This window comes from Pseudomonas sp. NBRC 111127, assembly GCF_001320345.1.
GTDB classification, from domain to species: domain Bacteria; phylum Pseudomonadota; class Gammaproteobacteria; order Pseudomonadales; family Pseudomonadaceae; genus Aquipseudomonas; species Aquipseudomonas juntendi.
Window position 1 is genome coordinate 1 of the sequence record NZ_BCBD01000035.1, and the last position, 23,450, is coordinate 23,450.

At 63.2% G+C, this 23,450-nt stretch carries 17 protein-coding genes and 2 pseudogenes; 11 read left to right on the plus strand and 8 right to left on the minus strand.

Going from position 1 to position 23,450, the window contains the following annotated elements; genetic code table 11:
• From APH30_RS09095 to tpx, 4 genes are all read right to left on the minus strand, one after another.
• Positions 1 to 1,206: efflux RND transporter permease subunit (locus APH30_RS09095; protein ID WP_156326399.1), on the minus strand; the 1,206-nt coding region annotated here is incomplete at its 3' end.
• The gene (locus APH30_RS09100; protein WP_054912296.1) at positions 1,203 to 4,301 is read right to left on the minus strand and encodes an MdtB/MuxB family multidrug efflux RND transporter permease subunit; all 3,099 of its coding nucleotides are present in this window, start codon (positions 4,299 to 4,301) and stop codon (positions 1,203 to 1,205) included. The genes APH30_RS09100 and APH30_RS09095, both read right to left, overlap by 4 nt.
• Positions 4,298 to 5,617: an MdtA/MuxA family multidrug efflux RND transporter periplasmic adaptor subunit gene (locus APH30_RS09105; protein WP_054912297.1), complete on the minus strand. Its 1,320-nt coding sequence runs from the start codon at positions 5,615 to 5,617 to the stop codon at positions 4,298 to 4,300. The genes APH30_RS09100 and APH30_RS09105 overlap by 4 nt, the downstream gene beginning before the upstream one ends.
• Positions 5,618 to 5,903: 286 nt before the next feature.
• Positions 5,904 to 6,404: a thiol peroxidase gene (gene tpx / locus APH30_RS09110; protein WP_054912298.1), complete on the minus strand. Its 501-nt coding sequence runs from the start codon at positions 6,402 to 6,404 to the stop codon at positions 5,904 to 5,906.
• A gap of 564 nt (positions 6,405 to 6,968) precedes the next feature.
• Between tpx and APH30_RS09115 the strand changes: the two genes are divergently transcribed.
• On the plus strand, positions 6,969 to 8,156 hold the full coding sequence (locus APH30_RS09115) for a Bcr/CflA family efflux MFS transporter (protein ID WP_054912299.1): 1,188 nt from the start codon (positions 6,969 to 6,971) through the stop codon (positions 8,154 to 8,156).
• A 72-nt stretch (positions 8,157 to 8,228) separates the two neighbouring features.
• Here APH30_RS09115 and APH30_RS09120 read toward each other — a convergent pair whose 3' ends face one another.
• From APH30_RS09120 to APH30_RS09130, 3 genes are all read right to left on the minus strand, one after another.
• The gene (locus APH30_RS09120) at positions 8,229 to 9,509 is read right to left on the minus strand and encodes a serine/threonine transporter (RefSeq protein ID WP_054912300.1); all 1,281 of its coding nucleotides are present in this window, start codon (positions 9,507 to 9,509) and stop codon (positions 8,229 to 8,231) included.
• A 238-nt stretch (positions 9,510 to 9,747) separates the two neighbouring features.
• On the minus strand, positions 9,748 to 10,944 hold the full coding sequence (locus APH30_RS09125) for an amino acid aminotransferase (protein WP_054912301.1): 1,197 nt from the start codon (positions 10,942 to 10,944) through the stop codon (positions 9,748 to 9,750).
• Between the two features lie 303 nt (positions 10,945 to 11,247).
• Positions 11,248 to 12,273, minus strand: coding sequence for an Ldh family oxidoreductase (locus APH30_RS09130; RefSeq protein WP_054912302.1), 1,026 nt, complete (start codon positions 12,271 to 12,273; stop codon positions 11,248 to 11,250).
• Positions 12,274 to 12,364: 91 nt separating this feature from the next.
• Between APH30_RS09130 and APH30_RS28665 the strand changes: the two are divergent.
• From APH30_RS28665 to APH30_RS09160, 8 genes and pseudogenes are all read left to right on the plus strand, one after another.
• Positions 12,365 to 12,466: pseudogene (locus tag APH30_RS28665) on the plus strand (RpiR family transcriptional regulator); the annotation flags it as partial.
• Positions 12,467 to 12,573: 107 nt separating this feature from the next.
• A complete protein-coding gene (locus tag APH30_RS09135; protein ID WP_054912303.1) occupies positions 12,574 to 13,818 on the plus strand; it encodes an FAD-binding oxidoreductase in 1,245 nt (414 codons plus the stop codon).
• 122 nt (positions 13,819 to 13,940) lie between these two features.
• A pseudogene (gene glnQ, locus APH30_RS28670) lies at positions 13,941 to 14,090 on the plus strand (glutamine ABC transporter ATP-binding protein GlnQ); the annotation flags it as partial.
• Between the two features lie 466 nt (positions 14,091 to 14,556).
• Positions 14,557 to 15,360 (plus strand): gamma-glutamyl-gamma-aminobutyrate hydrolase family protein, encoded by an 804-nt coding sequence (locus tag APH30_RS09140; RefSeq protein WP_029886748.1) that lies wholly within the window; start codon positions 14,557 to 14,559, stop codon positions 15,358 to 15,360.
• Between the two features lie 401 nt (positions 15,361 to 15,761).
• Complete coding sequence (gene kdgD, locus APH30_RS09145) at positions 15,762 to 16,673, plus strand: 5-dehydro-4-deoxyglucarate dehydratase (RefSeq protein WP_054912304.1); 912 nt, start codon at positions 15,762 to 15,764, stop codon at positions 16,671 to 16,673.
• 104 nt (positions 16,674 to 16,777) lie between these two features.
• Entirely contained in the window at positions 16,778 to 18,142 is a 1,365-nt protein-coding gene (locus APH30_RS09150) for an MFS transporter (protein WP_009687017.1), read from the plus strand.
• A gap of 78 nt (positions 18,143 to 18,220) precedes the next feature.
• Positions 18,221 to 19,774, plus strand: a complete 1,554-nt coding sequence (garD, locus tag APH30_RS09155) for a galactarate dehydratase (protein ID WP_054912305.1) — start codon at positions 18,221 to 18,223, stop codon at positions 19,772 to 19,774.
• Between the two features lie 57 nt (positions 19,775 to 19,831).
• Positions 19,832 to 21,412: an aldehyde dehydrogenase (NADP(+)) gene (locus APH30_RS09160; RefSeq protein ID WP_054912306.1), complete on the plus strand. Its 1,581-nt coding sequence runs from the start codon at positions 19,832 to 19,834 to the stop codon at positions 21,410 to 21,412.
• 21 nt (positions 21,413 to 21,433) lie between these two features.
• Here APH30_RS09160 and APH30_RS09165 read toward each other — a convergent pair whose 3' ends face one another.
• Positions 21,434 to 22,183: a FadR/GntR family transcriptional regulator gene (locus APH30_RS09165; RefSeq protein WP_054912307.1), complete on the minus strand. Its 750-nt coding sequence runs from the start codon at positions 22,181 to 22,183 to the stop codon at positions 21,434 to 21,436.
• 193 nt (positions 22,184 to 22,376) lie between these two features.
• On the opposite strand from APH30_RS09165, the gene APH30_RS09170 reads away from it, so the two are divergent.
• Both APH30_RS09170 and APH30_RS09175 read left to right on the plus strand, forming a co-directional pair.
• The gene (locus APH30_RS09170) at positions 22,377 to 23,027 is read left to right on the plus strand and encodes a DUF998 domain-containing protein (protein ID WP_054912308.1); all 651 of its coding nucleotides are present in this window, start codon (positions 22,377 to 22,379) and stop codon (positions 23,025 to 23,027) included.
• A gap of 74 nt (positions 23,028 to 23,101) precedes the next feature.
• Positions 23,102 to 23,431, plus strand: coding sequence for a hypothetical protein (locus APH30_RS09175; protein WP_047149831.1), 330 nt, complete (start codon positions 23,102 to 23,104; stop codon positions 23,429 to 23,431).
• Positions 23,432 to 23,450 lie beyond the last annotated feature (19 nt).

A 23,450-nucleotide genomic window follows, 5' to 3' on the forward strand; every position in this document is an offset into this window, starting at 1 on the left:
ATCGTCCACCACCAGGCCGGTGGCAAGGATCAGCGCCATCAATGACAGGTTGTTGAGCGAAAAACCACACAGGTACATGACAGCGAAAGTACCCACCAGCGATACCGGCACCGCCAGGCTGGGGATCAACGAGGCGCGCAGGCTGCCGAGGAACAGGTAGACCACCAGGATCACCAGTACCACCGCGATCAGCAGGGTGTGCTCGGCCTCCTTGAGGCTGGCATTGATGACCGGCGACCGGTCCATGGCCACGCTCAACTGCACGCTGGCGGGCAGCAGCGACTGCAGGGCCGGCAGCTGCGCCTTGATCTGCCCGACCGTCTCGATGATGTTGGCGCCAGCCTGGCGGTTGACCACCAGCAGCACTGCCGACTGGTCATTGAAGAAGCCACTGTTGTAGCGGTTTTCGACCCCGTCGGTAATCGCAGCCACGTCGGACAGACGCAGAATGGTCCCGTTCTGCTGGCGAATGACGATGGGCTCGTAGTCCTTGGCCTTCTCCAACTGGTCATTGGCGCGCACCTGCCAGTTGCGCTCGGCGTCTTCGACAAAGCCCATGGGCCGGCGCTGGTTGGCGTTGGCTACCGCGGTGCGCACTTCGTCCAGTGACAGGCCGTACTGGTTGAGCAATTGCGGTTCGACGGCAATGCGCACCGCCGGCAACGAGCTGCCGCCGATCTGCACCTCCCCTACCCCGGGCACCTGGGCCAGGCTCTGCGACAGAATGGTGTCGGCCAGGTCGTACAACTGCCCCTTCTGCAACACGTCCGAGGTCAGCGAAAGCACCATGACCGGCGCCTGCGACGGGTTGATCTTCTTGTAGGTAGGCATGCTGCGCATGCCGCTGGGCAGCAGGTTGCGGGTGGCATTGATGGCCGCCTGCACTTCACGCGCCGCACCGTCGATATCACGGCCTATCTCGAAACCGATGATCACCCGCGTCGAGCCCTGGTTGGAGCTGCTGGTCAGGGTGGTCACCCCAGCGATGCTGCCCAGCTTGCGCTCCAGTGGCGTGGCCACGGTAGAGGCCATGACCTCGGGGCTGGCACCGGACAGGTTGGCCGACACCACGATCACCGGGAAGTCCATTTCCGGCAGCGGCGCAACCGGCAGCAGCTTGAAGCTGACCCCACCCAGCAGCATGATCGCCAGGCTCAGCAGCATCGTCGCCACCGGGCGACGAATGAACGGCCCCGACAGATTCATGCTTCGGCCTGCTTCGCGCTATCGGCCGGGCGCCAGCGGCGCGCCAGGCGGTCAAAGTACAGGTAGATGACCGGGGTGGTGAACAACGTCAGCACCTGGCTGACCAGCAAGCCACCGACCATCACCAGGCCCAGCGGCTGTCGCAGCTCGGCGCCGGAGCCTGTGGCCAGCATCAGTGGCACGGCCCCGAACAGCGCCGCCAGGGTGGTCATCAGGATTGGCCGGAAGCGCAACAGCGCCGCCTGGTAGATGGCGTCCCGGGGGCTCATGCCTTGATGGCGTTCGGCTTCGAGGGCGAAATCGATCATCATGATCGCGTTCTTCTTGACGATACCGATCAGCAGGATGATGCCGATGATCGCGATCATGCCCAGGTCGTTGCCGCTGATGAGCAAGGCCAGCAAGGCGCCGACGGCCGCCGACGGCAGCGTCGAGAGGATGGTCACCGGGTGGATGTAGCTCTCGTACAGCACGCCCAGCACGATGTACATGGTGACCACCGCTGCCAGAATCAGCAGCAAGGTGCTCGACAGCGAGGCCTGGAAGGCCTCCGCCGCCCCCTGGAAGCGGGTTTGCACCCCCAGCGGCATGCCGATGTGCTGCTGTACCTGCTCGATCACCTGCACCGCTTCACCCAGCGACGCGCCATGGGCCAGGTTGAAAGACAGGGTCACGGCCGGGAACTGGCCAATGTGCGAGATCGCCAACTGGGCCTGGCGCTGCTCGATGCGCGCCAATGCCGACAGGCGTACCTGGCCGCCATCGGCAGCCTTGACGTGGACCGACTCCAGCGCCTGCGGGCCGATCACCGCGGCATCTTTGGCCTGCAGCACCACGCGGTACTGGCTGGCCTGGGTGTAGATGGTCGAGATCTGCCGCTGGCCAAACGCGTCGTACAAGGCGTTGGTGACCTGCGACACGGTGATGCCCAAACGGCTGGCCATGTCGCGGTCGATGACCAGGTATACCTGCAGGCCTTTGTCCTGCAGGTCACTGGCCACATCGGCCAGCTCGGGGCGCTGTTGCAGCGCCTGCACCAGTGTGCCGCTCCATTGCGCCAACAGGTCGGCATCGGGCGACGACAGGCTGAACTGGTACTGGGTGCGGCTGACGCGGTCTTCGATGCTCAGGTCCTGCACCGGCTGCATGAACAGGCGAATGCCCACCAAACGGTCGACTTGTGGCTGCAGCCGGCTGATCACTTCGCTGGCCGTGACGTCGCGTTCGCCGTGGGGCTTGAGGTTGATCAGCAAGCGGCCGCTGTTGAGCGTGGCGTTGTCACCATCGACACCAATATAGGACGACAGGCTTTGTACGGCCGGGTCCTGCAGGATCACCTTGCTCAAGGCCTGCTGGCGCTCGCTCATGGCGGCGAACGAAGTGGACTGCGGCGCTTCGGAGATGCCCTGGATGACCCCGGTGTCCTGCACCGGGAAGAAGCCCTTGGGCACCAACATGTAGAGGAACACCGTCAACCCCAGGCTTGCCACCGCCACCAGCAAGGTCAGCGGCTGGTGCCTGAGCACCCATTGCAGGGCGCTGCCGTAGTGTTTGATCAGCCAGTCGATCCAGGCGCCACTGGCACGGTAGAACCGGCCCTGCTCTTCTTCCTTGGGTTCACGTTTGAGCAGGCGCGCGCACATCATTGGCGTCAGGGTCAGCGACACCACCAGGGAAATCAGGATGGCCACCGCCAGGGTGATGGCGAACTCGCGGAACAGGCGGCCGACCACGTCGGCCATGAACAGCAGCGGGATCAGTACCGCAATCAGCGAGAACGTCAGCGATATCAGGGTGAAGCCAATTTGCCGGGCGCCCTTGAGCGCGGCCTGCATGGGCGTTTCGCCCTCTTCGATATGGCGGGAAATGTTCTCCAGCATGACGATGGCGTCGTCGACCACGAAGCCGGTGGCGATGGTCAGCGCCATCAGCGTGAGGTTGTTGACCGAGAAGCCGGCCAGGTACATCACGCCGAAGGTGCCGATCAGCGACAGCGGTACCGCGATGGACGGAATGAGGGTGGCGCTGGCCCGGCGCAGGAAGACGAACGTGACCATGACCACCAGCACGATGGCGATCAGCAGTTCGTGCTGGACATCCTTGACCGCGGCACGGATGGTCTGGGTGCGATCGGTGAGCACCGACACATCCAGGCCCGCAGGCAGGTTGTCGGTGATCGACGGCAGCAGCGCCTTGATGCGGTCTACCACTTCGATCACGTTGGCTCCCGGCTGGCGCTGGATGTTCAGCAGTACCGCATGGTTTTCGTTGGCCCAGGCTGCCAGGCGCTCGTTCTCGGCACCGTCGACGATTTCGGCCACGTCCTTCAGGCGCAGCGGCGCACCGTTGTTATAGGCCAGGATCAGGTTGGCGTATTCCTCGGGGGAGCGCAGCTGGTCGTTGGCGTCGAGCATCGACACGCGGGTGGGCCCGTCGAAGTTACCCTTGGGCTGGTTGACGTTGGACGCGCCGATCAGCGTGCGGACATCTTCAAGGTTCAGGCCATTGGCCGCCAAGGCATCGACATTGACCTTGATCCGCACCGCCTGGCGCTGGCCCCCGGCGATGCTCACCATGCCCACGCCGCTGATCTGCGCAAGCTTCTGCGCCACCCGGGTATCGACCAGGTCGTTGAGCTTGGGCAGCGGCATGGTCTTGCTGGAAATGGCCAAGGTCAGCACCGGCGTGTCGGCCGGGTTGACCTTGTTGTACACCGGCGGCGCCGGCAGGTCGCTGGGCAGCAGGTTACTGGCGGCGTTGATCGCGGCCTGTACCTGCTGCTCGGCAACGTCCATGTTCATGTCCAGGTTGAAACGCAGGGTGAGCACCGATGCGCCGCCGGAGCTGGTCGAGGCCATTTGCTCAAGCCCGGGCATCTGGCCGAACTGGCGCTCCAGTGGCGCGGTCACCGCGCTGGTCATGACCTCCGGGCTGGCGCCGGGGTACAGGGTCATGACGCGGATGGTCGGGTAGTCCACCTGCGGCAAGGCAGAAACCGGCAGCAGCTTGTAGGCGATCAGGCCGGCCAGCACGATGGCCAGCATGCTCAGCGTGGTGGCGACCGGCCGCAGGATGAACAGGCGCGAGAGGTTCATGCGCCCGCCTTGCCTGCTGCGGCACCAGGCTGCGCTTGCCCTGGCTGGCCCTCACCGGCATGTGTCGACCCTTTGGCATCCTGGCCCTGCAGTTTCTGGCCTGGGGTCGTCGGCACCTGCGAGCTGTTTTCGACCACCTCGACCTTGGTGCCCTCGCGCAGGCGGTCGGTACCTTCCAGTACCAGGCGGTCGCCGGCCTTCAGGCCATCGAGGATGACGCTGTGCTCGCCATCACTGGCACCGACCTTGAGCTTACGTACATTGACCGTGCTCTGGTCGTTGACGACGTAGGCGAACGTGCCGTCGTTACCGAACTGAATGGCTGCCGCCGGGGCCATGACCACCTGCTTGAGGGTGTCGGCCAGCAAACGCACGTTGACGAACTGGTTGGGGAACAGGGCCAGGTCCTTGTTCTCGAAGCGGCCCTTGAATTTCAGGGTGCCGGTGGTGGTGTCGATCTGGTTGTCGATACTGGCCAGTACCCCCTTGGACTGCAGCTTGCTGTCACTGCGGTCCCAGGCCTCGACCGGCAGGCTGGCGCCGCTGCGGTAACGCTGCAGCACGGTGTCCAGTTCAGTTTCCGGCAAGGTGAAGGCAACGCTGATGGGCTCGGTCTGGGTGATGACCACCAGGGCATTGGTGTCGTTGGCCGCTACCAGGTTCCCCAGATCGAGCTGGCGCAGGCCCACCCGGCCGTTGATCGGGGCGCGGATCTGGGTGAACTCCAGGTTCAGCCGGGCATCGTTGACTTGCGCCTGGTTGGTCTTGACCAGGCCCTGAAACTGCGCCACCTGGGCCTCGGCCGTGTCGAGGGTCTGCTTGGCGATACTGTCTTCGGCGTACAAGCCTTTGTAGCGGGCCAGGTCGACCTGGGCGTTCTTCAACTGCGCCTGGTTCTGTGCCAGCGTGCCTTCGGCCTGCTGCAGCGCGATCCGGTAGGTGCGCGGGTCGATTTCGGCGAGCAGGTCGCCGGCTTTGACCTGCTGGCCTTCCTTGAAGTGGATTTTGACCAGCTCGCCTGCCACGCGGCTGCGCACGTTGACGGTGTTGGTCGCAGTCACTGTACCCAGCGCCTTGTAATACAGCGGGAAGTCACCCACGGTCACGGGTTCGACGCGCACAGGCACCGGATCGGTTGAACCACCGAAGCCCGGGCGGCCGCCCATGCCCATGCCTTTGCCACCACGCCCGCCGCTGGCGTCCTTATGCCCAGGCGTTGCTGCAGGCCACAGCCACCAGGCCAGCGCAGCCACCAGCAGCAGGATCAGCAGGCCGAGCAGCCAGCGACGAGGGGAACGGGAATTGGACGCTTGCATGGGTTGAACGAACCTTGTTCGGAATGACGGCTTGGGGAGGGTGAACGATAAGCACTGGCATCGTTTTAGCAAAGGGCCTTTACCAGAGGTTTACCTTTGGCTGACGTTGCCAAGATGCGGAATTTTAAATGAAAACGGCCCGGAACGTGGTCCAGGCCGTTACAGGGTGTTGCTTGGAGCGCGCTGAGGGCTGTGGGGTTCCACAGCCTGCGCCGGCCCCTTCGTGGCTAAGCCTGCTTATACAGGGCTGCCACGACCTGCAAGCGCTCCGCGACAGGCGCGCTGCTTACTTCAGTACCGCCAGTGCAGCCTCGTAGTCCGGTTCTTCAGCGATTTCGCCGACCAGCTCGCTGTGCAGCACTTTATCGTTCTCGTCCACCACCACCACGGCGCGGGCCGCCAGGCCAGCCAGCGGGCCATCGGCGATGGCCACGCCGTAGTTTTCGAGGAACTCGCGGCCGCGCAGGGTCGACAGGTTCTTCACGTTCTCCAAGCCCTCGGCGCCGCAGAAACGTGCCTGCGCAAACGGCAGGTCGGCGGAGATGCACAGCACCACGGTGTTGGCTACATCGTTGGCCTGGGCGTTGAACTTGCGCACCGAAGTGGCACAGGTTGGGGTGTCGACGCTCGGGAAGATGTTCAGCACCTTGCGCTTGCCGGCGTAGTCTTTCAGCGACTTGTCAGCCAGGCCTTCACCCACCAGGGAAAAAGCCGGAGCCTGGGCGCCGGCCTGTGGCAGGTTGCCGTTGACCTGAACCGGGTTGCCTTTGAGAGTCACTTGAGCCATGACGAAATCCTTATGCGGGGTTTGAAAAGGACACCGAGTTAAGCATGAAGGCGGCCTAGTGCCTATGGGGGCGGGTGAAATTCTTCTATGGCCAGACTTTTTATGTGGATAAAAGCGGATACCCCTAACGCAGGACAGCAACCGCCCTTATCGCTCACCTTTAAAAGCCTGATAACAATGTTTGTTGTTTAGGCTCGCACAATGGAAGGAGCTTGGTTTCCAACATGCTCGCAAGGCCTGTGGTAGAGGCGATCCGGCCCAACTAATCGCCCACTCGCAGATAGCAAGGTAAATAATCCTACAAATCTATCGGAAATTTCGCCCACGCGAATATCTTGTACATCTTAAAAGAGGCGCTACTATCGGAGGGGCCATAATAAAACGAACCTGATGGATATTTATATCAAGCCTATCAAGATGGAGTCCGCAAAACTTGCCAACAAGCCCCAATGAGCCAGCGAGAGCGATGCCTAATTGCGCACCGACGCTGCGAGCTATTGAGCGTACCGAATTGCTAGCCAACAAAGATTATTTCTTGCTATTTAAAGCTTCCGGGTTGGTAGCATGATCGCTTACTCAGCTAAACTGCGCCACCCTCTGTACTCGACATTGCTGGTTATGATATCCCTGCTAGGGGTATTTCCGCTGGATGTGATCCTACCCTCATTCCCTACGCTGGCAGATAGGTTTCGGGTCGGTGCAGAGCAGATAGCCTACTCGGTGAGTTTCTTTGCTGTCGGCGTTGCAATGGCGCAACTCGTCATCGGCCCTCTGTCGGATAGTATCGGGCGCAAACGTCTGTTGCTGGGCGGGCTCGGATTAGCCATTTTAGGGGCGCTTGGTTGCGCATGCTCTACCACCTATCAAATGTTCATGGCATTCCGTTTACTACAGGCGCTGGGGTGTGGCAGCCTCGTCTTAGGCCAAGCGCTAGTGCAGGATCTATACAGAGATGAACATCGTAATACCATGCGAATCCTCTTAACCAGCTCAAGCGGGCTGTTCATCTCAATATCGCCGCTGGTAGGTGCGCTCCTCCAGCAATCTTTTGGCTGGCAGGCAAGCTTTATAAGCTTCGCTATTATCGCTACTATAGTTTCACTTCTGGCGTATGTACTCCTACCAAGTACAACTGCCTTGCAACGCAAAGCGTCCGGTATTTCCAGTTATCGTATAATGCTGCGAGACACGACCTTCCTCGCCTATACACTGCAGACCAGTCTCGCCTTCTCCTGCCATTTTTCCTTTATCGTGATAGCACCACTCCTCCTGATGAGCAGGTTGGGGCTGACGACCTATCAATTTTCCATTGTATTTATTGGCTACGGAGTGGCATACATCGCCGGGGGAGCGGCTGCAACCTATCTGAACCGACGTGTTAGCCCACAGGCTCAAATAAAAGCGGGCTTTCTGCTCATCAGCGCCGGGGGCATAACCCTTGTTATCTGGGAACGGTTTTCGGAGCTATCTGTGGCAGGCATTATGCTAGCTGTGCTCATATGTACTACAGGGACAACGCTGGTGCGCCCGGCCGCGACGACGCAGGCCTTGGCACGCTATCCATGTCAGGCGGGTGCTGCAGCATCGCTTAACACGACATTCCTGTTCGCTGGGGCTGGCGGTATAAGCAGTGTGGTAGCAGGCGTCGAGCGTACGCTTCCAGGGGGCTTGGGGCTGCTGTTCGTGCTAGCGAGCTTGTGCGGGGGGTGGCTACTTGCTTACACCAAGGTCGATGAGATCCCATGTAGGTGAGACCCTGATTTCACGCGCAAAAAACCCGGGCGGCGCCAGCCAACCCGGGCTTGTTTCATAGCCAGCCGTGACTCAGCCCAGCAGGCCGTACACCACCGAAGTCAGCGCAAGCAGGCCCACCACTACCACGAATACGTTGGACGCCGCGCCGCTGTACTTGCGCATGGACGGTACACGGCGGATAGCGTACATCGGCATCAGGAACAGCAGCACCGCAAGGATCGGGCCGCCGAGCGATTCGATCATGCCGAGGATGCTCGGGTTGAGGGTGGCGACGATCCAGCACACTACCAGCATCAACCCTGCAACCACCCGGTCCAGGGCCTTGGCGCCCGGGCGCGCGCCGGTCTTGGCGATAATGCCCTTGAGGCCTTCACTGGCACCGATGTAGTGGCCGAGGAACGACTTGGCGATGGCCACGAAGGCAATCAGCGGCGCGGCAAACGCGATGGTGGGGTTGCTGAAGTGGTTGGCCAGGTACGACAGGATCGACAGGTTCTGCGCCTTGGCTTCAGCCAGCTGCGCGCTGCTCAGGGTCAGCACGCAGCTGAACACGAAGAACAGCACCATCACCACCATCAACAGGTGGGCACGGCGCAGAATCTGCCCGCTGCGCTCATCGGCGTGGTCGCCGTAGCGGCGTTTCTGGTCCACGGCGAAGGCCGAGATGATTGGCGAGTGGTTGAAGGAAAACACCATCACCGGAATGGCCAGCCACAAGGTGTGCAGGAAGGCCGAGGCCGGTGGCACCTGGGTGGCGCTATCGAGGATACCGCCAGTCCAGTGCGGCACCAGGTACAGGCCCAGCAGCGCCAGGGCAACGATGAACGGGTACACCAGCAGGCTCATGACCTTGACCGTGGCCTGCTCGCCGCAGCGCACGATGGCCAGCAGGCCAAGAATCAGCACGAACGACAGCATGGCCCGTGGCGGTGGCTGCAGGTGCAACTGGTGCTCGATGAAGCTGGACACGGTGTTGGTCAGCGCCACGCTGTAGATCAGCAGGATCGGGAAGATGGCGAAGAAGTACAGCACGGTGATCGAGGTGCCCGCAGTGCTGCCGAAATGCTCCTTGACCACCTCGGTGATATCACCACCGGTGCGCCCGGAAAGCACGAAACGGGTCAGCCCACGGTGGGCGAAATAGGTCATCGGGAATGCCAGCACGGCCAGGATCAGCAGCGGCCAGAAGCCGCCAAGGCCGGCGTTGATCGGCAGGAAAAGGGTGCCAGCACCGATGGCGGTGCCGAACAGGCCCAGCATCCAGGTGGTGTCGTGCCGCGCCCAGTTACCGAGGGTGGCGGGGGTCGATTCTGCAAAGCGTTGTTCAACGCTTGGGGCCTGCTCATTCATTCCGGGTGAAGCTCCACTCGCAAGACTGCAACAGGCTGAGAATGGCGAAACAGTGCGTTCGCCCAACTCAACCGGAAAAGAGGGGCGCGATTGTGCACGGAAAGGTTGCACTTGCGAAGCCCTTTTCCGAGGGGCGGTTGCACTTGTCTTTACAAGTGGTAGGCATCGCGGGTGTTGGGCGGTGGATGCAAGAGCGGCCTTGCAGCGCGAACGGGGTGCTCAGCACCCCGATGCACGGTTACTTCTGCACGGCAGCAAACGCCTCGGCTACGCGTTGAAGGTTGGCCGGGCGCAGGCCGGACATGCACACGCGGCCGCTATCGATCAGGTACACGCCAAATTCGTCGCGCAGGCGGCGGACCTGCTCGACGCTGAAGCCGGTGTAGCTGAACATGCCACGCTGGCGCAGGAAGAACTGGAAGTCCTGGCCTGGAAGCAGCACGGCCAGGGCATCGACCAGCGCCTGGCGCATATCCAGAATGCGCTTGCGCATCACTTCGACTTCCTCGGCCCACTGGGCATTCAGGCCGGCATCGCCGAGCACCCCAGCCACCAGTTGGGCACCGAAGTTGGGCGGGCTGGAATAGTTGCGGCGCACGGTGGCCTTGAGCTGGCCCAGCACGCTCTGTGCGGTGGCCGCGTCGTCGCACACCACTGACAAGCCACCGACCCGCTCGCCATACAGCGAGAAGATTTTCGAGAACGAGTTGCTGACCAGGCACGGTACGCCGGCACGGGCCATTTCGCGGATGGCGTAGGCGTCTTCGACCAAGCCCTCGGCAAAGCCCTGGTAGGCGATGTCGAGGAACGGGATCAACTGGCGGGCCTTGACCACTTCTACCACCTGCTGCCACTGGTTCTGGGCCAGGTCGGCACCGGTCGGGTTATGGCAGCACGGGTGCAGCAGGACCACGCTATTGGCCGGCAGCGCTTGCAGGGTGGCCAGCATGCCGTCGAAGTCGACGCCGCGAGTGGCCTGATCGAAGTACGGGTAGGTGTGCACCTTGAAGCCGGCCCCCTCGAAGATGGCGCGGTGGTTGTCCCAGGTCGGGTTGCTGACCCAGACTTCCGACTGCGGGAAGTAGCGCTTGAGGAAGTCGGCGCCGACCTTCAACGCGCCAGAGCCACCCACGGTCTGCACCGTGGCCACTCGCCCACCCGTCACGGCCGGGTGATCGGCGCCGAACAGCAGCGCCTGAATCGCCTGACGGTAGCTGGCCAGGCCTTCCATAGGCAGGTACAGGGACGCTTCATGGTCCTGGCCGGCAATGCGCTTTTCCACCGCATCCACCGCCGCCAATTGCGGCACCACGCCGGCCTCATCGTAATACAGGCCTATGCTCAGGTTGACCTTGTCGGCGCGCGGGTCGGCCTTGAAAGTTTCCATCAACGAGAGGATCGGGTCGCCGGCATAGGCATCGACATGTTTGAACACAGCGTGCAGCTCCTTGGATCAGGACAGTACGAAAAGTCAGCCCTGAGCATACCCGCACACACGGCTCAGGAACATCCACTAATGTGCAAGGTTGTCTATGCAACATTGCATGGCCAGGGTTTTATGCTGGCAGTGATGGCCTAATCGCCGGCAAGCCAGCTCCCACAGGGATCGCATCAGGGCTGATAGGTGTTGTCACAGGCGCTGAAGAGGCAGTGGCAAGCACCCGGCAACCCTGATGCCATTGCCAGAAACCCTAGAATCTCCCACTGCGGGAGCTGGCTTGCCGGCGATTAGGCCGGGTCAGCCAAGCAACGCTTTCAGGCCTTGCAATTCCTGCTCGGTCAGCGCCACCCCCTCCTCGTCTGCCACCTCGCGCTCGCGGTAACGCCGTTCACCCGGCATGCGCGTCAACCCCGCCGCCTGCATCTGCTCCACCAGATTGCGGCTGCGCTGGGCAAAGCGCTCGCCCTCGGCCTTGCTCGGGTCGATGACGATGATCAGTTGCCCGGTCCATGGCGTTTTCGCCCCCGGGTGCTCCGACCAGTCGAATTCCCAGGAGAAGTGCCCGCCTGTCAGCGCCGCCGCCAGCAATTCGACCATCATCGACAGCGCTGAGCCCTTGTGCCCGCCAAATGGCAGCAAGGCACCGCCCTCTAGAATCGCCTTGGGCTCGGTGGTTGGTTCGCCATTGGCATCGACACCCATGCCTTCGGGAAGCGGCTGGCCGGCACGCGCGGCAATCTGCACGTCGCCGTGGGCCATGGCGCTGGTGGCCATGTCGAAGACGATCGGGTCATGCTCGGCGCAGGGTGCTGCAAAGGCGATAGGGTTGGTGCCGAACAGAGGCTTGCGGGCCCCATGCGGCACCACACAGGTCATGCTGTTGACCACGCTGAGGGCCACCAGGCCCTCTTCAGCGAACGGCTCCACGTCTGGCCACAAGGCGGCGAAATGGTGCGAGTTGTGGATCGCCAGCACGGCAATGCCGGCGTTGCGCGCCTTGGCCACCAACAGGTCGCGTGCCGCCGCCAGTGCGGGCTGGGCGAACCCGCCAGCGGCATCGACGCTGACATAGCCGGCGGCAAGGTCACTGACCTTGGCCACGGCCCGCCCATCGACCCAGCCGCTGTTCAGCGTGGACACATACCCCGGCATGCGGAACACCCCATGGCTATGGGCACCATCGCGCTGGGCGCTGGCACAATTGTGGGCCAGCACCCTGGCCACGCTGTCGCTGCAGCCATGGCGCTGGAAGATAGCCTGCAGCAGGCCTTGCAGCTCGGTAAACGGCACGCGCACGACGGTGCCGGTGGACGGTGCGGACATCTGAAGCTCCTTGTTGATTTTGGAGTGGCTACAGCGTTGCAACGGCAAAACTTACCCGCGAGTGACAGCGATCTGTCAAATTTTGACCTAGCGCGGCCTGGCCATGTGCATGGCCCACTTGCTGCAATACCTGCGCGATGGGGTGCAACTGGTCGACCTCAGTGCCGGGCACTTTGCCGACGTGCTGCTCGGTAACAACGCGTTCGTCGGCTACACCACGTGGTCGGCGGGCAAACAACAATAGCAAACACCTGGAAGCCCGCCTGGGCCGGCACCTGAACTGACCGAGGGATACGTTCCATGCATTGCCAGACCTTAGTCCTCGGCGCCGGCATCGTCGGCGTCAGCACCGCCCTGCACTTGCAAGCCCGCGGGCGCCAGGTTGTACTGCTCGACCGCGACGAACCGGGCAGCGGTACCAGCCACGGCAACGCCGGGCTGATCGAGCGCTCCAGCGTCATCCCCTATGCCTTCCCACGGCAACTGGGCGCCCTGCTGCGCTATGGCCTGAACCGCCAGCCCGACGTGCGCTACAGCCTGGCGCATCTGCCCAAGGCGGCACCGTGGCTGTGGCGCTACTGGCGCCAGTCCGCCCCCGGGCGCCTGGCAGGTGCCGCCGCCGATATGCTGCCATTGGTGCAGCGCTGCGTGGAGGAACACGACGTACTGATCGCAGCTGCCGGCCTGCAAGGGCTGGTGCAGGCCAAAGGCTGGATCGAGGTGTTCCGCGATCCGACGCTGTTCAGCCAGGCCAAGGCCGATGCCAAAAGCCTGAGCCGTTACGGCCTGCAGTTCGAAATACTGGAATGCGGCCAGTTGCAGGCTCGCGAACACCAGCTGGATGCCACCGTGGTCGGCGGCATCCATTGGCTTGACCCGAAAACCGTCAACAACCCCGGCGCCCTCACCCGTGGGTATGCAGCCTTGTTCCAGCAACGCGGCGGGCAGTTCCTGCATGGCGATGCGCGCAGCCTGCGTCAGCACCACGGCAAGTGGCAGGTCGACAGCCGCCGTGGCCCGATCACTGCCGACGAGGTTGTCGCCTGCCTGGGCCCCCAGTCGGGCGACCTGTTCAGCGGCCTGGGCTACCGGATACCGCTGGCGATCAAGCGCGGCTACCACATGCACTACGGCACCCGTGGCGGCGCGCAACTGAAGCACGCGATCTGCGACACCCAGGGCGGTTATGTGCTGGCACCGATGGCGCGCGGCGTGCGCTTGACCACCGGTATCGAGTTCGATGCCGCCAATGCGCCCGCCAACCAGATCCAGCTGGGCCGTTGCGAAGCCTTGGCGCGCAAGCTGTTCCCCGCGCTGGGCGAGCGCCTGGACGACGCACCGTGGCTGGGGCGGCGCCCGTGCCTGCCCGACATGCGCCCGGTCATTGGCCCGGCGCCACGCCACCCGGGGCTGTGGTTCAACTTTGGCCACGCCCACCACGGCCTCACCCTGGGCCCGGTCAGCGGCCGCCTGCTGGCCGAGCTGGTGACCGGGGAACGCCCCTTCACCGACCCCGCGCCTTACAGCGCAACCCGTTTCGACTGAGCCACGCGGGAGCACAACACGATGACCGCGCCCTTGAGCCTTGCCACCGTTACCCCTGAACCCGACCCGCGCCCGGTGCTGATCCGCATCGAAGGCTTGAACAAGCACTACGGGGCGTTCCCCTGGACCCTGAGATGGTCGCCGAAGTGCCGGATGTGCTGGTGCAACTGGCCGGCACGGGCATGACCATGCTTTGCGTCACCCACGAAATGGGCTCTGCCCGGCAAATGTCCGAGCGGGCCAAGGGGTTCCTGGCGCAGATCCTGCACTGATTGCAGACCTGTCACTGAACTTGTAGGAGCGGCCTTGTGTCGCGAAAGGGCTGCACAGCAGCCCCGGCAATGTATGCACCAGTGCTGAAATCCGGGGGCCGCTATGCGGCCCTTTCGCGACACAAGGCCGCTCCCACAACGACCGCGTTGATTTCAAGCCAGCTATTTCATTGCACGGCTGCAAAGACCCGACTGCGTCGTTAAATATTATTGACCGAACCTCCCGCCAAACCCACGCCGCCACAGGCCCGCATCGGTTCAACCCACCCAAAACCGGCGCATTTCCCGCCTTGCAGCCCCTTTCAGTCGTTTGACATATCGAACGGCTCTGGCAAGCTATCTACAGGCCCCGACCGGCATCGTCAGCTCGACGAGCCGGCAGTGCTCGGGGCTCCAGGCGCCACTCAGAGCCCCGCGCCGTGCGCCTGCACAACAACGACAGGTCGAACCTGTCCCAAGGTGACATATGTCCAACAGCAACATTGGCAACAAGCAACCTTCCCTGCGCAAACCCGTCGTCCTGATGACCATGGGCAGCCAAGAGCGCAAAGGCCATGACTACCAGGTCATGACCCACAAATACATCACCCCGCTGGTCGAGTTCGCTGATTGTGTCCCGGTGCTGGTGCCCACCTGCTGCGGCATTGACGACCTCGAGACCTATCTGGACATGGCCGACGGCGTTTACCTGACCGGCGCTGGCAGCAACATCGACCCGGCGCTGTACGGCCAGGAAAACCAGACCCCAGGCAAAGGCCAGGACCAGAACCGCGACCTGTTCGACATTCCGCTGGTCAAGGCGGCGCTCAAGCGTGGCCTGCCCATCTTCGGCATCTGCCGGGGCATGCAGGAAATCAACGTGGCGCTGGGTGGCGACATCTACCAGAAGGTGTACGCCGAACCGGGTTTCAATGACCACCGGGAAAACCCGGAAGACCCGGTCGAAGTGCAGTACGCCCAGGTTCACAGCGTAAAGATCAAGCCAGGCAGCTGGCTGCGCGACACGTTGGGTTGCGACGAAATCCGCGTCAACTCGCTGCACGGCCAGGGCCTGCACAAGCTCGGCGCCGGCATCGAGGCCATCGCGCATGCGGAAGACGGCCTGGTCGAGGCCATTCATGCGCCAAGCATTTCGCCGTTCCTGTTCGCCGTGCAATGGCACCCAGAATGGCAAGCCGCGCAGAACCCCGACTCGATCAAGATCTTCCAGGCGTTCGGTGACGCGTGCCGCGCCCAGGTTCGCAAGGCGCAGGTCAAGCGCGCTGCCTGACCTACAGTTTCCCCTGCTTTGATCGCGGGGCGGCGCAAGGCCGCCCCCGCCTCCCCCGGTCACCCTCTGCTGGTCCCAGAATATCTGCCGTGGAATCGGGCGGCGGGTTTTTGCCTGTCTTTGCGATCGTTTTTTTCGTTTGGCCTTGAGAGATACGATGACTACCGGGTGGTGGTCGTCGGTTTTTCAGCGCCTGTGAGATCGAGCGCCGCCCGCGCGGCGCATCGCGAGCTGCGCTCGATCTGCAACCCACCACACATATCGAGGCGGGCACCTCGACGCGTACACCCTCGCGGAAAACAAAATTCCAAGAAAGCACTGGTCATCCCCAAGGTTGTACGATAACTTACCTCCAACGCAAAACTACACCTCCACCCAAGCGCCACAGGATGCCAACAACAATGAATCCACAAGAACTCAAATCCATCCTCTCCCACGGCCTGCTGTCTTTCCCGGTCACCGACTTCAACGCCCAGGGCGACTTCAACCCGGCGGGCTACATCAAGCGCCTGGAGTGGCTGGCCCCTTATGGCGCCAGTGCCCTGTTCGCCGCCGGTGGTACGGGTGAGTTCTTCTCCCTGGCTGCCAGCGAATACAGCCAGGTCATCAAGACCGCAGTCGATACCTGCGCCACTTCGGTACCGATCCTCGCCGGCGTGGGTGGCTCCACCCGCCAGGCCATCGAATATGCGCAAGAAGCCGAGCGCCTGGGCGCCAAGGGCCTGCTGCTGCTGCCGCACTACCTGACCGAAGCCAGCCAGGACGGTGTTGCCGCCCACGTGGAAGCCGTGTGCAAGTCGGTGAAGATCGGCGTGGTGGTGTACAACCGCAATGTCTGTCGCCTGAACGCCGACCTGCTGGAAAAACTGGCCGAACGCTGCCCTAACCTGATCGGCTACAAGGACGGCCTGGGCGATATCGAGCTGATGGTGTCGATCCGCCGCCGCCTGGGTGATCGCTTCAGCTACCTGGGCGGCCTGCCAACCGCCGAAGTGTATGCTGCTGCCTACAAGGCCCTGGGCGTACCGGTCTACTCCTCGGCAGTGTTCAACTTTGTGCCGAAGACTGCGATGGACTTCTACAACGCCATCGCCCGCGACGACCACGCTGCCGTGGCCAAGCTGATCGATGATTTCTTCCTGCCCTACCTGGACATCCGCAACCGCAAGGCTGGCTACGCCGTAAGCATCGTCAAGGCCGGCGCCAAGCTGGCCGGTTACGACGCAGGCTCGGTGCGTACCCCGCTGACCGACCTCACTGCCGAAGAGTACGAAATGCTCGCCGCGCTGATGGACAAGATGGGCCCGCAGTAAGCGCTGCCTGCGGCCTGCCATATGCCGCGCCCGGAGTGGGCCTGCCCCGCTCCGGTTACCATTCGTGAGCCCGCACAAAAATAACTAGTGGGAGTACAACCAGCATGCAAGCGACTAAAAAGACGCATGTGCGCTACCTGATCCTGTTCATGCTGTTCCTGGTGACCACGATCAACTATGCCGACCGCGCGACCATTGCAATCGCAGGCTCCAGCCTGCAGAAAGACCTCGGCATTGACGCCGTAACCCTCGGTTATATCTTCTCCGCCTTCGGATGGGCTTACGTGGCTGGCCAGATTCCTGGTGGCTGGCTGCTCGACCGCTTCGGTTCCAAGAACGTCTACGCCTTCAGCATCTTCACCTGGTCGCTGTTCACCCTGTTGCAGGGCTTTGTCGGCGGCCTGCCGGTTGCCTGGGCAGTCGTGACCCTGTTCACCTTGCGCTTCCTCGTCGGCTTTGCCGAAGCCCCGTCGTTCCCGGGTAACGCCCGTATCGTCGCGGCCTGGTTCCCGACCCAGGAACGCGGCACCGCCTCGGCCATCTTCAACTCCGCGCAGTACTTCGCCACCGCCCTGTTCGCACCGATCATGGGCTGGATCGTGTTCAGCTTCGGCTGGGAGCACGTGTTCGTGGTGATGGGGGCGCTGGGCATCATCTTCTCGATGGTGTGGCTGAAAACCATCTACAACCCGCGCCAGCATCCACGCATCAGCCCGGCCGAGCTCGAACACATCGAGCAGAACGGCGGCCTGGTCGACATGGACCACAAGCGCGGCAACGATGGCCCGAAATGGGGTTACATCAAGCAGCTGCTGACCAGCCGCATGCTGCTGGGCGTGTACCTGGGCCAGTATTGCATCAACGCCATCACCTACTTCTTCCTGACCTGGTTCCCGGTATACCTGGTGCAGGAACGCGGCATGACCATCCTCAAGGCCGGCTTCATCGCCTCGCTGCCGGCGGTATGCGGCTTTATCGGCGGCGTGCTGGGCGGGGTGATCTCGGACTGGCTGCTGCGCCGTGGCAACTCGTTGACCTTCTCGCGCAAGCTGCCGATCGTCTGCGGCCTGATGCTGTCGACCACCATGGTGTTCTGCAACTACGTAGACGCCGAGTGGATGGTCGTCGGTTTCATGACCCTGGCCTTCTTCGGCAAAGGCATCGGCGCGCTGGGCTGGGCGGTAGTGGCAGACACCTCGCCGAAGCAGATCGCCGGCCTGTCGGGCGGCCTGTTCAACACCTTCGGCAACATCGCCTCGATCACTACGCCTATCGTCATCGGCTACATCATCAGCGCCACGGGTTCGTTCAAGTGGGCCCTGGTCTACGTAGGCGCCAACGCCCTGGTAGCGGTGTTCAGCTACCTGGTGATCGTTGGCCCGATCAAGCGTATCGAACTGCGCGACGACGCCCCGAAGCCACAGGCTGAGCCTGCTGCCAACGGCGAACTGGCCAGCTCGCGCCATTGAGTGACACGCCCGAGCCGGCTCGTTCGGTGCGGGCGGATGTACAAAAAAGCCTGAGAACCTGACAAGTAGGGCCCAAACATGCAGTTGATCGAACATTCCGACTCGCCCCGCTACGTGCGCCTGCACGACGATGACAACGTCGTGGTGGTGGTCAATGACGGCGGCCTGGGCGAAGGTGCCCGTTTTGCCGACGGCCTGACCCTGGTCGAGGGCGTACCGCAAAGCCACAAGGTCGCCACCGTGACCATCGCCAAGGGCGAGCCGGTGCGCCGCTACGGGCAAATCATCGGTTATGCGCTGGAAGACCTGCGCCAGGGCAGCTGGGTACAGGAAAGCCAGCTGGCCATGCCCGCTGCCCCGGAACTGGACAGCCTGCCACGCTGCGATGCCGTGCCACAGCCGCTGCCGCCACTGGAAGGTTTCACCTTTGAAGGCTACCGCAACGCCGACGGCACGGTGGGCACGCGCAATATCCTTGGCATCACCACCACCGTGCAGTGCGTGACCGGCGTGCTGGAGCACGCGGTCAAGCGCATCCGCAGCGAACTGCTGCCCCAATACCCCAACGTCGATGACGTGGTAGCCATCACACACAGCTACGGCTGCGGCGTGGCCATCAACGCCCGCGACGCCTATATCCCGATCCGCACCGTGCGCAACCTGGCGCGCAACCCCAACCTGGGCGGCGAAGCGCTGGTCATCAGCCTGGGCTGCGAAAAGCTGCAGGCCGGCCAGGTGATGCACGACAACGACCCGTCGGTAGATCTCAGCGACCCGTGGCTGTACCGCCTGCAGGACGCCAGCCTGGGCTTTGTGGAAATGATCGAGCAGATCATGGCGCTGGCCGACACCCGCCTGAAGAAACTCGACCAGCGTCGACGCGAAAGCGTACCGGCCAGCGAGCTGATCCTGGGCATGCAATGCGGTGGCAGCGACGCCTTTTCGGGCATTACCGCCAACCCGGCGCTGGGTTATGCCGCCGACCTGTTGGTACGTGCCGGTGCCACCGTGCTGTTCTCGGAAGTGACCGAGGTTCGCGACGCCATCTACATGCTGACTTCGCGCGCGCAAAACCAGGCAGTGGCCGACGCGCTGGTCAGCGAAATGGACTGGTATGACCGCTACCTGCAGCAAGGCGCCGCCGACCGCAGCGCCAATACCACACCCGGCAACAAGAAAGGCGGCCTGTCGAATATCGTCGAAAAGTCGCTGGGTTCGATCGTCAAGTCCGGCAGCGGGGCCATACAGGGCGTGCTTGGCCCAGGCGAGCGGGTCAAGGGCAAGGGCCTGATCTTTTGCGCCACCCCGGCCAGCGACTTTGTCTGTGGCACCCTGCAACTGGCCGCAGGCATGAACCTTCATGTCTTCACCACGGGCCGCGGCACGCCGTATGGCCTGGCCATGGCGCCCGTAGTCAAGGTGTGCACCCGCAGCGAACTGGCGCAGCGCTGGCCGGACTTGATCGACATCGACGCCGGGCGCATCGCCAGCGGCCGCGCGACCATCGAGGAACTGGGTTGGGAGCTGTTCCACTACTACCTCGACGTTGCCAGTGGCCGCAAGCAGACCTGGGCCGAGCAGCACCGCTTGCACAACGACATCACCCTGTTCAATCCGGCGCCAATTACCTGATGCCCTGGGCAGGCTCGCCCAGCACTCTTCATTCAGCCACCCTCACAGGAGCACCCCATGCCTGAAATCCTCGGCCACAACTTCATCGCCGGCCAGCGCAGCGCCGCTGGCGCACAGCGCCTGCAGAGCCTGGACGCCAGCACTGGCGAAGCCCTGCCGTACAACTTTGCCCAGGCTACCGAGGGCGAAGTCGACCAAGCCGCCAAAGCCGCGGCCGCCGCTTTCGCCGAATTCCGCCAACTGGCCCCGGCGCGGCGCGCCGAATTTCTGGATGCCATCGCCGCCGAACTGGACGAGTTGGACGAGGCCTTCATCGCTATCGTCTGCCGCGAAACCGCACTGCCCGCCGCACGTATCCAGGGTGAGCGCGGCCGTACCAGCGGCCAGATGCGCCTGTTCGCCGAGGTGTTGCGCCGTGGCGACTACCTGGGCGCACGCATCGACCTCGCCCTGCCCGAACGCCAGCCACTGCCACGCGTGGACCTGCGCCAGATGCGCATTGGCGTTGGCCCGGTCGCGGTGTTCGGCGCCAGTAACTTCCCGCTGGCGTTCTCCACCGCAGGTGGCGACACCGCCGCGGCGCTGGCCGCCGGCTGCCCGGTGGTGTTCAAGGCGCACAGCGGCCACATGGCAACCGCCGACCTGGTCGGCTGCGCCATCACCCGGGCAGCCGAGCGTACCGGCATGCCCCAGGGGGTGTTCAACATGGTGTTCGGTGGCGGCGTGGGCGAGTGGCTGGTCAAGCACCCGGCCATCCAGGCTGTAGGTTTCACCGGTTCGCTGAAAGGCGGCGACGCCCTGTGCCGCATGGCCGCAGAACGCCCCCAGCCGATTCCGGTGTTCGCCGAGATGTCCAGCATCAACCCGGTGATCATCCTGCCGGGCGCCCTGGCCAAGCGTGGCGACGCCATCGCCCGTGAGCTGGCCGGTTCGGTGTGCCTGGGCGCAGGGCAGTTCTGCACCAACCCGGGCCTGGTCATCGGGCTGCAATCGCCACCGTACAGCCAGCTGTTGGCTGAGCTGGGTCAGCACCTGGGCCAGCAGGCCGGCCAGGTCATGCTCAACGCCGGCGGCCTGCGCAGTTATGTCGCTGGCCTGGAGCACCTGCACGCCCATGCTGGTATCGAGCACTTGGCCGGCCAGGCACAGCACGGCAGCCAGGCCCATGCCCAGTTGTTCAAGGCCGATGCCCGGTTGCTGGTCGAGTCCGACCCATTGCTGCAGGAGGAAGTGTTCGGCCCCACCACCGTGGCCGTGGAAGTTCAGGATAACGACCAGTTGCGCGCTGCCGTGCTTGGCCTGCGCGGCCAGCTGACCGCCACACTGATCGGCGAGCCTGAGGACTTTGAAGCCTTTGCCTGGCTGGTACCACTGCTGGAAGAGAAAGTCGGGCGGATTCTGCTCAATGGTTACCCGACAGGTGTCGAGGTATGCGATGCCATGGTCCACGGCGGGCCGTACCCGGCAACTTCCGACGCCCGCGGAACCTCGGTCGGCACCCTGGCTATCGACCGCTTCCTGCGCCCCGTGTGCTACCAGAACTATCCGCAGGCGCTGTTGCCCGAAGCCCTGCGTGACAGCAACCCGCTGGGGCTGCGGCGGTTGGTGAATGGGCAGTGGCGCGACGGGGCGATCTGACGCCCCTTTGCGGCACGGGCCTCAGGCCCCTTGCGCCTCAGCCTCTTCATGCACCTGACGCAAACGCTCACGGCTATTGCTCAGGTGCATGCGCATGGCCATTTTGGCCCCTTCGCTGTCTCGCCGTGCAATGGCTTCATAGATGGCTTCATGCTCATGGCGCAGCCGGCTCATGTAATGGGCCTGGTCATCACGCGCCAACCGCGCTGAATTCAACCGGGTCCGGGGGATGATGCTGGTGCCCAGGTGGTTGAGGATGTCGGCGAAGTAATGGTTGCCACTGGCCTGGGCAATGCGCAGGTGAAACTGGAAATCGGCCGACACGGCATCGGTGGCGTGGGCCGCCCCCTCGTTCAGCTCATCCAGCGCCGCGCGCATGCCGGCCAGCTCGTCATCGCTGCGGCGTTGTGCGGCAAGCCCCGCCGATTCGATCTCCAGGGCAATGCGCAACTCCAGCACCGCCAGCACCTCACGCAGGTTAACGACGGTAGCCGGGTCGATCCGGAAGCCCCCGGTCGCCGGCGCATCCAGCACGAACGTACCGATGCCGTGGCGGGTTTCCACCTGCCCGGCGGCTTGCAGCCGCGAAATGGCCTCACGCACCACCGTGCGGCTGACGCCCTCTTCAACCATGATCTGCGATTCGGTCGGCAGCTTGTCGCCGCGCTTGAGCTGGCCGCTGCGAATACGCTCGGTCAGCACCGTAACCAGTTCCTGGGCCAGACTGCGTGGCTTGCGCCGGGTCCTTGCCTGTACCTGCTGCTCTGTCATCGCCCTGTGTTTCACCTTGAAAGACAGCGCTTATCATAGCGCAAGCAGTTGTACGATCACATATGCCGCGTGCGGATTTCATTGCCTGCCTGGGGCTGCACCTACCCGACAAACCTGGAAGTGCTGGCACAGAGCCTGCGCTGCAGGATACTGTGCGTTTCCACCTCACGCATCCATGGAAGGAACTGCCAGTATGAAAACCTATGACCGCCTTTTGCTCGGCTGCGGCTTACTGATCCCCTTGTGGCTGTTGGGCGGGGTCTGGCTCACTGCACTGGCGTACCCCGGCTACGACCATTTCCAACAAGCCATGAGCCAGCTCGGCGCGGTTGGCTCGCCCGTGCAGCGCTGGTCGCCATGGGTCAACAATTATCCTCTCGCGGTCTTGTTCATCTTGTTTGCCTTGGGCCTGGCGCGGCGCTGGCACGGCTCGAAGGTAGCGTTGTCGAGTGCAGCTCTGGTATTGGTGCACGGCCTCGGTAGCCTGGGCACAGGCTGGTTCGCTTGCGACCCAGGCTGCGCTCCGGCGCAACCTTCCAGCTCACAGCTGCTGCACAACCTGTCGGGGTTGCTGATGTTCCTTTCACTGACCCTGGCGAGCGCCCTGTGGACGTGGCTCGGGACGCGTCTGGCCGGCAGCCAGGCCGTCGCGCTGCTGTCCGCCACCAGCCTGATACTTGCCATCGTCACCGTCGCACTCATGGCCCAGGCGGCACAAACCGGGCAGCTGTTCGGCCTGTACCAGCGCCTCAACTACGGGGTGTCGGTACTGTGGATCGCCTGCCTTGCCTGGGCTAGCCTGCGCAACCCGGCTGCTGGGTCATTGCACAGGCCCGCCCGCTGACGGCAATTTGCTGGCCCCCTACCTTTGCAAGTGAGGGCAAACTTCGTTCCCCTTCAATTGCTTAGGACAGCAATATGCGAGTACTTCTAGCTACGATGGCCGGCTGCCTGCTCGCCACATTCGCTTTCGGCGCCCAGGCCAGGGCGCTCAGCCAGAATGATCGCCACACCTGCCAGTGGGGTGCGCAAATAGCCGGTGAAGCCCAGCAGGCCAAGCTTGCCGGGGTCACCCTGTACGCTACGCGCAAGAAGCTGCAGGTGCGAAAGTTCGCCAAACCGTGGATGCGCATGACCGCCTTCGGCATTACTGAACAAACCTATAACAGCCGCTCCAGGCTCAAGCCTGCGGCAATCCGGCAGACCTATTACGAGCAGTGCGTGCACCATGCAGTTGCGAAAAGATAGGTGTTTTTATTTCAAGCAC

Excerpts from the sequence above, each read along its gene's own strand:
- APH30_RS09130 (WP_054912302.1), bottom strand. The coding sequence starts at position 12,273 with ATGTCCGCACCGTCCACCGGCACCGTCGTGCGCGTGCCGTTTACCGAG.
- APH30_RS09100 (WP_054912296.1), bottom strand. The coding sequence starts at position 4,301 with ATGAACCTCTCGCGCCTGTTCATCCTGCGGCCGGTCGCCACCACGCTG.
- APH30_RS09140 (WP_029886748.1), top strand. The coding sequence starts at position 14,557 with ATGTCCAACAGCAACATTGGCAACAAGCAACCTTCCCTGCGCAAACCC.
- APH30_RS09115 (WP_054912299.1), top strand. The coding sequence starts at position 6,969 with ATGATCGCTTACTCAGCTAAACTGCGCCACCCTCTGTACTCGACATTG.
- tpx (WP_054912298.1), bottom strand. The coding sequence starts at position 6,404 with ATGGCTCAAGTGACTCTCAAAGGCAACCCGGTTCAGGTCAACGGCAAC.
- APH30_RS09120 (WP_054912300.1), bottom strand. The coding sequence starts at position 9,509 with ATGAATGAGCAGGCCCCAAGCGTTGAACAACGCTTTGCAGAATCGACC.
- APH30_RS09135 (WP_054912303.1), top strand. The coding sequence starts at position 12,574 with ATGCATTGCCAGACCTTAGTCCTCGGCGCCGGCATCGTCGGCGTCAGC.
- APH30_RS09105 (WP_054912297.1), bottom strand. The coding sequence starts at position 5,617 with ATGCAAGCGTCCAATTCCCGTTCCCCTCGTCGCTGGCTGCTCGGCCTG.
- APH30_RS09150 (WP_009687017.1), top strand. The coding sequence starts at position 16,778 with ATGCAAGCGACTAAAAAGACGCATGTGCGCTACCTGATCCTGTTCATG.
- APH30_RS09165 (WP_054912307.1), bottom strand. The coding sequence starts at position 22,183 with ATGACAGAGCAGCAGGTACAGGCAAGGACCCGGCGCAAGCCACGCAGT.
- APH30_RS09160 (WP_054912306.1), top strand. The coding sequence starts at position 19,832 with ATGCCTGAAATCCTCGGCCACAACTTCATCGCCGGCCAGCGCAGCGCC.
- APH30_RS09170 (WP_054912308.1), top strand. The coding sequence starts at position 22,377 with ATGAAAACCTATGACCGCCTTTTGCTCGGCTGCGGCTTACTGATCCCC.
- garD (WP_054912305.1), top strand. The coding sequence starts at position 18,221 with ATGCAGTTGATCGAACATTCCGACTCGCCCCGCTACGTGCGCCTGCAC.
- kdgD (WP_054912304.1), top strand. The coding sequence starts at position 15,762 with ATGAATCCACAAGAACTCAAATCCATCCTCTCCCACGGCCTGCTGTCT.
- APH30_RS09175 (WP_047149831.1), top strand. The coding sequence starts at position 23,102 with ATGCGAGTACTTCTAGCTACGATGGCCGGCTGCCTGCTCGCCACATTC.